We start from the raw sequence: 10676 nt of genomic DNA, 5'->3' as shown, positions 1-10676 counted from the left end.
CCCCAGCCGTGGCCACCGCCCCAGCCGTGGCCGCCACCGTGATCCCATCCGTGGTTCCAACCGAATACCGGTGTCAGAAACGACATGTCACTCTCCTCCATGCGAACTCATCAGGCGAGACACATCCGGCGGATATGCCCGCTTCCCGACCACAGTCGATACTGCCTACCGATCCAGGGAACAGCCTGGTGAATTTGCTGAGTATTCGCATAACGGCGTTTCGGCGATGACAGTCAGTTGTCAGGAACGGCGATTCGGCGCCGATCGGCGCGGTGAGCGAGCGCATCGAGGATTCGATGCAACGCCGGTGACTCCTTGAGAATCAGGGAAAAGACCGGCGTGGGGCTCTCCGGGCGGCTGGTGCGGCCCCCGTGTGCGATCTCCCAGATCTCCAGATCGTCGATGAGCCGGTCCACGCGTGGATCGCGCGGATCCCAGTCGATCGACTGATCGCAGGCGAGATACAGGCGCATGCGCTCGGGGTCCTCGAAGCCGGCGCGCTTGTCCCGTATCCACTGCGCGGCAGCGCTGGGGTCCGTGGCCTGCGTCAGGATGAAAAGATCGCGCTCCAGCCGAACCGTCTGTTCGCTGATTCCCAAGCCGCGCAGCCGATTCAGGATGTCGACCACCTCGGAGGGCAGCACAAGCTCTTCACCACTTGCCAATTCGGCTATGCGGCGGCGATGCTCGGTGAGCTGCTCGATCCTGCCCCGCAACTCGGCGTCGAGATCGGTGATGGCAGCGGCGAATTCGGTCGGTCGCGCGCGCAGCAGGACCTCGATGCGGGCCAGTGGTACTCCGGCGCCGGCGAGTGTCCTGATCCGAATGAGGTCCACCGCCGCTTGGGCGCCGTAGCGGCGGTAGCCGGAGGCGTCGCGCTCGGGCTCGGGCAACAGGCCGATCTGGTGATAGTGACGGATGGTTCGCACGGTCACTCCGGCGGTCGCCGCGAGCTGGCCGATCGTGAGCACCCGTCCACCTCCGGTCTTCGGGAAAACGCGGCAGGGTCGAGTCTAGGCGTGGGCCCGGTCGAGCACATCGCGGATCGCCCGGACCAGGACCTCGGTGTGCGTGAAGCACAACTGGTTGTGGCCGGCGTCGGAAACGACGCGATGTTCACCATACGACACCCTGCTCACCATGGCCGCGGCCATGCTGCTCGCGCCCTCGTGGATCGCGCGCATCGTCTGCTCCGGCATCGCCTGCTGGCCGGGGTCGGTGCCCTCGGCGGTCAGCGCGACCACCGGGACATCGGGAATGTCCGGCCCGCAGAGCAATTCGTCGGCGAGCGCGAGCATCTTGCCACGCTCGGCGATCCCGGCGCGGAGCCATTCGTCGCTGATGTGCGCGTCGATCAGCGGCTGTCGCAGATGCTGCGGGTAGTCCACCACCAGTTCGGTGAACATCGCGCGGACCGCCGGGCGCATCTGCTCGGGAGAGGGCGCCACCATCCGCTCGACGGCGGCCAGGCTCACCGCGGCGGGCATGAACTCCTCCCAGTCCCGGTGGAACCCGTCCACCCAGACCAGCCCGGCCACCTCCTGCGGATACAACTGCGCGAACCGATGCGCGTAAGCGCCACCAAGGGAGTGCGCGACCAGGACGTAGGGAGCCGCGATGCGCTGAGCGCTCAACACGTCGTGCAGTTCCGTGGCGACCGCGGCGGCCGTGCGCGGCAACACGACCGGATCGCTGTAGCCGGTGCCACCGCGGTCGTACACCACCGCAGTGGTGAACTGCGAAACCCGTTGCTGGACAGCGTAATAGTCCAGACCGACCAGGCTCGCGCCCGGCAGGAACACGACGGCCGGTCCCCCACTGCCCATCCGATGCAGGAAAATGCGACGCTCGTCGACCTCCTGGAACCCTCCGACCGGCGGAGCGGGCCGAGGTACTGAAGCGATGTTTTTCGTCATGAGGCAAGCGTGCAACCCCTACGCAACGTCAGGGTCAAGCAGTGCGGCAGTCCACGAACGGGTTGCATCCTGTACCCGCCTACAGGCTTAGCATCGAATCACAGCGGGTCACCGGGTCCGCCGAGATATGCGAAGGTGCAGGTCATGGTCAGTCGATCACCCCTTGGACGGCCGAGCACGCCGAGAGTCGGCCCGCAGGCGGGACCCGCAGTGGATACGGCGTGGGTGGCGGTGGACGCGTGCACGTTGCCCACGGTGCAGCAGCCGTTGCGGGTGGCCGAGTTCGACTCGCTGTTCGCCACCGCGCTGCGGGGCGTCGAGCGGCCGACGCCGAACCGGTTGCGACTGGAGATCGACGCCCTGACCGAACCGCGTGCCCGAGAACTGGCAGCCAGGGAATCGGAGTGCTGCGGATTCTTCACCTTCGGATTCACCCCCGCCGGGCCGGGGGCCGTCTGGATGGACATCAGCGTCCCTGACGCTCGGATCACCGTGCTAGACGGGCTCGCACTCCGTGCCCGGACGAACAGGCCGGGATGAGCACGTTGCGCAGCGGGCAACTGGCCGCGGCTGCCGGAGTGAATGTGCAGACTCTGCGCTATTACGAGCGCCGCGGCCTGCTGCCCCGGCCGGACCGCTCGCTCGGCGGCCACCGTCTCTACCCGGAAAGCACTGTCGCGCTGCTGCGAATCATCAAGGCCGCCCAACGCCTCGGATTCACCCTCGGCGAGGTCGCCGATCTCCTGGAAGCCACACCGCACAGCACGGCGGCGGGGCTGCGAGATCAGGCACGCGCCAAGGTGGCCGAGGTCGACGCCAAACTCGGCGAACTCACCACCATCCGGGACACACTCACCGCGGCAATCGATGCCGGTTGCGACGACCTGCTGACCTGCGGCGAAAGCCCCTACTGCCCAATACCATTCACCGACACCACGACGACCCCCACCGGGCGAGGCGAGTGAGGCGACGAAGGTTCGGCGATCGGATCCGCGGGACCAACGACCCGGTCGCCACCGAAGGCGAAACACATGGGGGCACCTAACGGTTCGCGACATGCCGCGCCAGCGCCCAGATGACCGCCAGGGTTTACCCGGCGACATCACCGAGTCCGGGAACCTCTCCTGGGCGCGCCGTGGTGATGCCCGAGTCTCCCGAACTCGCCGGCAACGTCGCGGACGACGTTTGCTGATCCGCTGCGCCATTTGCTGACTTGTCATGGAGTGCAACGTGTCTCGCGGCTTGACATACGATCCTCTGGATTTTTCGCCGCCCCGAAGCCCGGGGTGAATCACAGACAAGGATCGCTATTGAATACCTTTTCTCGGCTGCGTACCACTCCGAATACGGGCGGTCGGCAGCGGCGCGGAGCGGCGGTCGGATGGTTGCGGATCCCGCTGATCGGCGCTTTCGCGTTCGGTCTGCTGACGGCCCCCGCATTCGATGTGCCGGCAACGGATATCCCTGTCGCGTCGGCGGTGCCGACTGTTCCCGGCCTGGGGGCGCCGGCCGATCCGCTGGCCTTCCGGCCGGATCCCGCTGTGTACGGCCAGAATTCGTCGTTCGAAGGAGTGCCCGCGATCGGCGCACTCTTTCATACCGACGACAGCGGTAACCTGGAGGACCACTTCTGCACCGCCACCGTGGTGAGCAGCCCGTACGGCAACCTGGTGATCACTGCCGCGCACTGTTTGGGCGGCCGCTCCCGCGCCGGTAATCTCGACGTGGACTTCGCGCCGGGCTATCACGACGGCGTTTATCCTTACGGCCTGTGGAAGGCGACTCGGTTCATGGCCGACGCCCAGTGGGATGGTGTGGTCAACCCCATCTTCAATCCACATCCCAAGGGCGATCCCAACGCCCAAGGCGATATCGACAACGATTTCGCATTTCTGCAGCTGGTCGCGGCCGACGGGAGCAACTCCGAGGTCCAGAGAAAGACCGGCGCCGCCGATCTGGTCTTCGATACACCGTCGTCCGGAGTGGTGCAGGTAAGAGGTTATCCGAACACCGCCGAAGAGCCTGTCACCTGCCAGAACAAACTCACCGACTCGCATATACCGCACCAATTGGAATTCGACTGCCCCGGATACCTCGATGGCACCAGCGGTAGCGCATTCGCCACCCCCGCCGGTGCGATCAAGGGCGTCATCGGCGGTTACGAACAAGGCGGAGACCTGCCCCAGGTCTCCTATTCCTCGGCCTTCGGCGACAACACCCGGCTCCTGTACGCGGCCGCCATCAGCGCGACACCGTCGCCACAACTGGGCCGGGTCACCGGCACCGTCGCGAATTGACGGTGTGACCCCGGCCAGGCCGGTCCGCACGGCGGCGTGACCCTTGACCGCCCAACCACCACCGCGATCTACTGGAATCGGCGATAGGTCCGCCCGCGGACACTCCCAGCAGCCCTCTGACAACGGGGCTGTTGGGTCTGGTGTGGCACCAGGAGGCAGCGGCGTGAAAAGCTCCGGCAGGGCACTGCGACTGTCGATCTTCCTCGGCGAAAGCGACGGCTGGCACCACCGATCCCTCTACGGCGAGATCGTGCACCGCGCCCACAAGGCGGGACTGGCCGGCGCCACGGTGCTGCGCGGAGTCGAGGGCTTCGGGGCCGGCTCGCGGATCCACACAGCCCACGTGTTCCGGCTCAGCCAGGACATGCCGGTGCTGATCGTCATCGCCGACGACGAGGACCGCATCCGCGCGTTCCTGCCCCAACTCGACGACCTGGACCTCGCCGGCCTCGTCGTTCTCGACGAGGTCGAAATCGTCCGCCACAAGACCCGAGGAGGCCGGTCGTGACACTCACCGGAGATGCACTGCGCCTGCAGATTTTCGTCGGCGAAGACGACATATGGCATCACAAACCCCTCTATCACGAGATCGTCCGCCGCGCCCGCGAAGCCGGCCTCGCCGGCGCCACCGTGCTGCGCGGCTGTGAGGGCTACGGCAACCACTCGATCGTCCACACCACCCGCCTCCTGGACATGGCCGGCGACCTCCCCGTGGTCGTCATCATCGTCGACGCCGAGGACCGTATCCGCGAATTCCTCCCGCACCTCGACGAACTCGTTTGCGACGGCACAATCCTGCTCGATGCCGTCGAAGTCATCCACTACCGGGCGAAGACCCCCTCATAACCGTTCATGCCTCGACAGCGACGAGTTCGATCGCCGGAGGTTCTGCGATCACCAGGCGAGTCGGCGAGCCGAAAATCCGGAGCCCCGACGACTACGCGGGCCCAGGTCGCGTGTTCCTGTCGCGATAGACCTCGGCCGCGATTCGCACGAACGAGCCGACCAGCGGGGATGGGCGGACGCCGGGCCAGGCGAGTACCAGCCTGCTCGGTGGGCGGTCGAGCACGGGGATGGTGGTCAGCCCGGCGGGTGTGACCTGGTCGAGTGGGGCGAGTGCGGACATGCCGTTCCACAGCACCGCCTGCAGGCATTCCTGGATGGTGCGCATCGGGGTGTCCGGGGTGGCGGTGCTCGATCCGGTCCAGTACTCGCGCCATATCCGATCGGTATCCGGTGGTAGTCGTATCCATCGCCGGTCGGACAGGTCGGTGAGCCGTACCGACGCCTGGCCGGCCAGGGGGTCGTCATCGCGCACCACGAGCCCGATCGGTTCGACGTGCAGGACGTGGCTGCGCAGGCCGGTGTCCTCGAACGGCAATCGGGTCAGTGCGACGTCGACCAGCCCCGCCCGCAGCCCGGCGCTGGGATCGCCCAGATCTGCCTCGTGGACGCGCACGGACACGGTCGGGTGACGTTCCCGGAACGCCGAAACGATCCGTCCCCCAACGAGTTCCGCGGTGTCGGCCAATGACCCGACGGTCAGGGCGGCGTGCCCCGCGGTGGAGCGCACGCGCACCTCGATCCGGTCGGCCTGCTTCAGCAGCGACAGGGCGTCCTCGTAGAGGGTGCGGCCCGCTTCGGTGAGTTCCACCCCGTTCGGGGTCCGGGCGAACAGGTTCACGCCGAGGTCGGCCTCGAGGTGGTGAATGGCCCGGCTCAGGGGCGGCTGGGTCATGCGGAGCCGAGCGGCCGCCCTGCCGATGTGCCGTTCCTCGGCGACGGCCACGAAGTACCGCAGTCCGCGCAGATCCACCACCTCACCATACCGATGCGGTATCGAGCGAACCACAACGGTGTTGGCCGCCGCTTCGCCTCGCGGCGAGGATCGAAGTAGTCGATCACGAAGGGAGCAAAGACAAATGAACGATCTGGACCTGCGTATCGGGGGCTTCCGGTACGACACGACCGAGGCCCTGTTCGATGGATCGGTCACGGTGCGGGGGGTGCGCAGCACCACGATGTCGACCGCGGCGACCCTGCCCGAGATCTTCGAGCGGATGGCCGACGGCGCGGTGGACGTCTCGGAATTCGGGCTGACGTTCCTGCTGCGGGCACTGGATCAGGGGGCGCCGTTCGTCGCCGTGCCCGCATTTCCCGTGCGGATGTTCCGGCACTCGGCGATCTTCGTCAACACCGGCAGCGGCATCACCGGGCCCGGGGACCTGGTCGGCAAGACGATCGGCGAATTCGGTGTCTACGGCCAGGATCCCGGCGTGTGGAACAAGGGAATCCTCGCCGAGGAGTACGGCTTTCGTCCCGAAGCCAACCGCTGGGTGATCGGCGGGCTGGAGCATCCCGCGCCGCCGTTCACCTTCACCACCCACCCGCACCCCGACGGCGTCGACATCACCACCGCGCCGGAGGGCAGGACGCTGTCGGCCATGCTCGACTCCGGCGAGATCGACGCGCTGTTCACCGCCAACGCGCCGCAACCGTTCCTGAACGGCTCACCGCGTATCGCCCGGCTGTTTCCCGACTACGAGCGAGTCGAACGCGACTACTACCGCCGGACGGGAAATTTCCCGATGATGCACACGGTCGTGGCGCGGCGGGAACTGTTCGCGGACAACCCGGGCCTGGCCCGCGCGGTTCACACCGCCTTCCTCGAATCCAAGAACGCGGGCGCGCAACGCTATCGGCGATTCCGCCATCTCTACCAGGCGCCGTTCATGGTGCCGTGGCTCAACGCGCTGCTCGAGCAGAACGACCGCCTGCTGGGCGAGGACTGGTGGCCCTACGGCACATCGGCGAACCGCACAGCGCTGGACACCTTCCTGCGTTACCACTACGAACAGGGCCTGTCCGCCCGCCGCTGGACCGTCGAGGAGATCATCTCCCCCGATCTGCTCGACACCTGAGCGTCCGCCGGGTAGTCGGGCTCGACCACCCGATCACCGTGCTTTGATGTCAGCGCTCCCGCTCCAACTGGGCGAGCCGGGAGAGGGCGGGTAGCGCGGCGACCAGAGCCCGCCGGTGCACCGGACTCAACTCGGACACCATCGGAGCCAGGTGCCCAACCCGGTCGTCATGGCGAGTTTGCCGCACCTGCCGGCCCGCCTCGGTGAGGTGCACGATCACGGCCCGCCCATCGCCAGGGTCTCGGCGGCGCAGTACCAGCCCGTCGCGCTCCAGGCGGGCGACGAGTTGAGTGATGCCTGGCTGGGTCAGCTGTTCGCTCCGGGTCAGCTCGGTCAGCCGCGCCGGGCCCCGGTGCGCCAGGGTGTCCAGCACCGACAACGTAGTGAACGGCAGTTTCTCCCGTACCGGGATGCGGATGTAGACGCGGTTGAAGTCCTCGATCACCGCAGCGAATGCGTCCACGTCGAAATCGTCGTTGTCGTTCACGTGACCAATTCTATCCGAGACTTATATAAGTTCATTAGATAAGCTGCTTATATAAATCTCAGGGCGCAGGAGGCCAGATGAGCGAAAGAACCCACGATTCCCGACCGTTCCCTTTGGCGCCCGGGAAGATTCACGTCCCCGACGACGTGCTCACCGACCTGCGGCAGCGCCTGGATCTGACCCGCCTGCCCGACGATGTCGGCAACGAAGACGGGTACTACGGCGTGCCTCGCGGATACCTCCAGGAGCTGGTGGACTACTGGCGCAGTGGATACGACTGGCGAGCGGCCGAGGCCGAGATCAACACCTACGAGCACTATCAGGTCGCGATCGACCGCGTGCCAGTGCATTTCATGCGCAGACCCGGCGTCGGGCCGGATCCGACGCCGCTGATCCTGACACACGGCTGGCCCTGGACCTTCTGGCACTGGTCCAAGGTCGCCGACCGGCTGGCCGATCCGGGGGCGCACGGCGGTGATCCGGCCGAGGCGTTCGATGTGATCGTGCCCTCGTTTCCCGGCTTCGGCTTCTCCAGCCCGCTGACGAACCGCCCGGATATGAACTTCTGGAAGGTCGCCGACCTCTGGCACACACTCATGACCGATGTGCTGGGCTACGAGAGATACGGCGCCGGGGGCTGCGACGTGGGCGCGCTGGTCACCGCGCAGCTCGGCCACAAGTACGCCGAGGAGCTGTATGCCATCCATATCGGATCCGGCCGGAAACTCACCATGTTCAACGGCGACCGCGCCTGGGACTACAGCGGCGGCCGGCCCATCCCCGACGACCTGCCCGCCGAGGTGCGCGCACGAATCACACAGCTGGACAAGCGTTTCGCTGTCCATCTGGCCGCACACATGCTCGCACCCAGTACCCTCGCCCACGCCCTGTCCGACTCACCGGCGGGCATGCTGGCCTGGATCCTGGAACGCTGGTCCAGATGGAGCGACAACGGCGGCGACATCGAAACCGTCTTCAGCAGAGACGATCTGCTCACACACGCCACGATCTACTGGGCCACCAACACCATTGGAACCTCGATTCGCCTCTACGCCAACCACAATCGTTACCCCTGGACGCCCTCCCACGACCGTCTGCCGATCGTGCAGGCCCCCACCGGCATCACCTTCGTGGGCTACGAGAACCCACCCGGTGTCAGCACCGACCACCGCGTCGAATACTTCCGCACCAGCGACTTCGCCGACTGGTACAACCACGTCAACCTCACCGTCCACGACCACGGCGGCCACTTCATTCCCTGGGAAATCCCCGACCGATGGACCGATGACCTGCGCCGCACCTTCCAGGGACGGCGCTGACACCCGGCAGTCGTCGCGGCTCCGCGCTCCGGGCTCCCCTCACGGCGTGAGGGCGATTCGGCCGAACACCTCACCGGCTTCCATCTTCTGGTGAGCCGATACGGCCTTGTCCAGCGGAAGCACCTCGTGCACAACCGCTTCCAGCTCGCCGCGTGCCGCGGTCGCGAACAGTTCGGCGGTCGCGGCACGGCGGTCGGGCATGGGCACGGTGTCGGCGCTGAAGGTCGCGAACGACATCGACTTCCGGAACGCCGTGACCATCTGCGCGCCGAAGTCCGCGGGCGGCATGCCCGCCATCGCGCCGACGACCACCATGCGACCGTTCGGCTCGAGCCTGCCGAAGAACGAGGGCAGATCCGGTCCCGCGACGATGTCGATGATGACGTCGTAGGCCGCGGGATCGTCGTCCGCGCCCCGGCCCGCGCGGTCCAGCACCCGGGTAGCGCCGAGCCCGCGCAGCCGATCCCCACGCTCGGCCGAGGAGGTCGTCACTCCGACCGCCCCGGCGCCGCCACGAGCCGCGAGCTGGACCGCCACGACTCCGATACCACCGGCCGCGCCGCGCACCAGCACCGACTCACCGCGGGCGAAATGTGCGTGGCGCAACGCGAAGTGGGCCACCATCGCCGAACTGCCGAGCGTCACCGCGTCGACGACCGACAGCCCCGCGGGGAGGGGAACGAGCGTCTCGGACGAGGCGATGGCGAGTTCGGCATAGCCGCCGCTCTCACCGGTGAACGCCCACGCGCGCTGTCCGACCCATGCGGGGTCGACACCCTCGCCGACTCCGGCCACGGTACCCGCGACCTCACTGCCCAGTATGTGACCGGATGGGGTTCCGTACGCGGCCAGAGCGCCACTGCGGATCAGGGCGTCGACCCCGCCGACGCCGATCGCCTCGGTCGTTATCAGCACCTGCCCGGCTCGAGGGCTGGGATCCGGGAGATCAACGACCGCAAGGGTTTCCGGGCCCCCGAAGGTCTGAGCCATCACTGCTTTCACCGGCGTCTCCGTGTTCTATCCGTTCGGAACCAACCAGCGGACCGTAACGGACGCCCCCGTCCGTTTAGCTAAAGTGAGAGCGATGACCACACGTTTGCCTCACACCCAGCGCTCGGATGCCCGCGACAACCGTGATCGCATCCTCGACGCGGCCCGCGCGGTATTCGTCGCTGACGGCCTGGACGTGCCCATCCGCGAGATCGCCCGCCGCGCCGAGGTCGGCCCCGCAACCCTGTACCGCCATTTCCCCACCAAGGAAACGCTGGTCGCCGAGGCGTTCACCGACCAGATGCTCGCCTGCCGATCCATCGTCGACGAGGGACTCGCCGACCCCGACCCCTGGCACGGCTTCTGCGTCGCAGTCGAGAAGCTGTGCGAGCTACAAGCCCGCGACCACGGCTTCACCGCCGCCTTCATGTCCAATTTCCCCCACGCGATGGACTTCGCCGCAATCCGCACCGCCTCGCTGACCGCCGCCGCCGAACTGATCCGCCGGGCCAAGAAAACCGGCCACCTACGCCCCGACATCGTCCCCGACGACCTGATCCTCATGATCATGGCCAACAACGGCATTCACGCAACCACCCCCGCGGCCCGAGTCGCGGCCTCCCGCCGCTTCGCCGCCCTCATGATCCAAGCGTTCCATGCCTCCGCCGCAACCGAACCTCTCCCCCCGGTACCGCGATTGATGCCCGGGGTGACGCTCCGGCGCAAGCCCGCCAGCTGATCGCCGA

Annotated in this window: 13 protein-coding genes; 8 read left to right on the top strand and 5 right to left on the bottom strand. The window is 67.0% G+C overall.

What is annotated here, in order from left to right:
• Positions 1-233: 233 nt before the first annotated feature.
• Complete coding sequence (locus JZ791_RS33780; RefSeq protein ID WP_216900197.1) at positions 234-971, bottom strand: MerR family transcriptional regulator; 738 nt, start codon at positions 969-971, stop codon at positions 234-236.
• Between the two features lie 42 nt (positions 972-1013).
• Entirely contained in the window at positions 1014-1916 is a 903-nt protein-coding gene (locus JZ791_RS33775; RefSeq protein WP_216900195.1) for an alpha/beta fold hydrolase, read from the bottom strand.
• Positions 1917-2060: 144 nt separating this feature from the next.
• On the opposite strand from JZ791_RS33775, the gene JZ791_RS33770 reads away from it, so the two are divergent.
• The 5 genes from JZ791_RS33770 to JZ791_RS33750 all read left to right on the top strand — a co-directional run bounded on the left by JZ791_RS33770 (position 2061) and on the right by JZ791_RS33750 (position 5059).
• Positions 2061-2456, top strand: a complete 396-nt coding sequence (locus tag JZ791_RS33770; protein ID WP_254206784.1) for a hypothetical protein — start codon at positions 2061-2063, stop codon at positions 2454-2456.
• Complete coding sequence (locus tag JZ791_RS33765; protein WP_216900193.1) at positions 2453-2881, top strand: MerR family transcriptional regulator; 429 nt, start codon at positions 2453-2455, stop codon at positions 2879-2881. Before JZ791_RS33770 ends, JZ791_RS33765 begins: the two co-directional genes overlap by 4 nt.
• Before the next feature lie 345 nt (positions 2882-3226).
• The gene (locus tag JZ791_RS33760) at positions 3227-4213 is read left to right on the top strand and encodes a trypsin-like serine peptidase (RefSeq protein WP_216900191.1); all 987 of its coding nucleotides are present in this window, start codon (positions 3227-3229) and stop codon (positions 4211-4213) included.
• Between the two features lie 163 nt (positions 4214-4376).
• On the top strand, positions 4377-4721 hold the full coding sequence (locus JZ791_RS33755) for a DUF190 domain-containing protein (RefSeq protein ID WP_216900189.1): 345 nt from the start codon (positions 4377-4379) through the stop codon (positions 4719-4721).
• A complete protein-coding gene (locus tag JZ791_RS33750) occupies positions 4718-5059 on the top strand; it encodes a DUF190 domain-containing protein (protein WP_216900187.1) in 342 nt (113 codons plus the stop codon). Before JZ791_RS33755 ends, JZ791_RS33750 begins: the two co-directional genes overlap by 4 nt.
• 91 nt (positions 5060-5150) lie before the next feature.
• On the opposite strand, the gene JZ791_RS33745 is transcribed toward JZ791_RS33750, so the two are convergent.
• Positions 5151-6029 carry a LysR family transcriptional regulator gene (locus JZ791_RS33745; protein ID WP_216900185.1) on the bottom strand — a complete coding sequence of 293 codons (879 nt, stop codon included), beginning with the start codon at positions 6027-6029 and terminating at the stop codon, positions 5151-5153.
• A gap of 106 nt (positions 6030-6135) precedes the next feature.
• On the opposite strand from JZ791_RS33745, the gene JZ791_RS33740 reads away from it, so the two are divergent.
• A complete protein-coding gene (locus tag JZ791_RS33740; RefSeq protein WP_216900183.1) occupies positions 6136-7134 on the top strand; it encodes a substrate-binding domain-containing protein in 999 nt (332 codons plus the stop codon).
• A 49-nt stretch (positions 7135-7183) separates the two neighbouring features.
• Here the strand turns inward: JZ791_RS33740 and JZ791_RS33735 are convergent, their stop codons facing one another.
• Positions 7184-7621, bottom strand: coding sequence for a MarR family winged helix-turn-helix transcriptional regulator (locus tag JZ791_RS33735; protein WP_308163239.1), 438 nt, complete (start codon positions 7619-7621; stop codon positions 7184-7186).
• A 77-nt stretch (positions 7622-7698) separates the two neighbouring features.
• Between JZ791_RS33735 and JZ791_RS33730 the strand changes: the two genes are divergently transcribed.
• Positions 7699-8940: an epoxide hydrolase family protein gene (locus JZ791_RS33730; RefSeq protein ID WP_216900181.1), complete on the top strand. Its 1242-nt coding sequence runs from the start codon at positions 7699-7701 to the stop codon at positions 8938-8940.
• 39 nt (positions 8941-8979) lie between these two features.
• On the opposite strand, the gene JZ791_RS33725 is transcribed toward JZ791_RS33730, so the two are convergent.
• Complete coding sequence (locus JZ791_RS33725; protein ID WP_216900179.1) at positions 8980-9942, bottom strand: zinc-binding dehydrogenase; 963 nt, start codon at positions 9940-9942, stop codon at positions 8980-8982.
• A gap of 82 nt (positions 9943-10024) precedes the next feature.
• Between JZ791_RS33725 and JZ791_RS33720 the strand changes: the two genes are divergently transcribed.
• The gene (locus JZ791_RS33720) at positions 10025-10669 is read left to right on the top strand and encodes a TetR/AcrR family transcriptional regulator (RefSeq protein WP_216900177.1); all 645 of its coding nucleotides are present in this window, start codon (positions 10025-10027) and stop codon (positions 10667-10669) included.
• Positions 10670-10676 lie beyond the last annotated feature (7 nt).

This window comes from Nocardia alni (genome assembly GCF_019038435.1).
GTDB classification, from domain to species: Bacteria; Actinomycetota; Actinomycetes; order Mycobacteriales; family Mycobacteriaceae; genus Nocardia; species Nocardia alni.
Note: the sequence above shows the minus strand (reverse complement) of the source record. Positions and strands in the feature narration are given on the sequence as shown.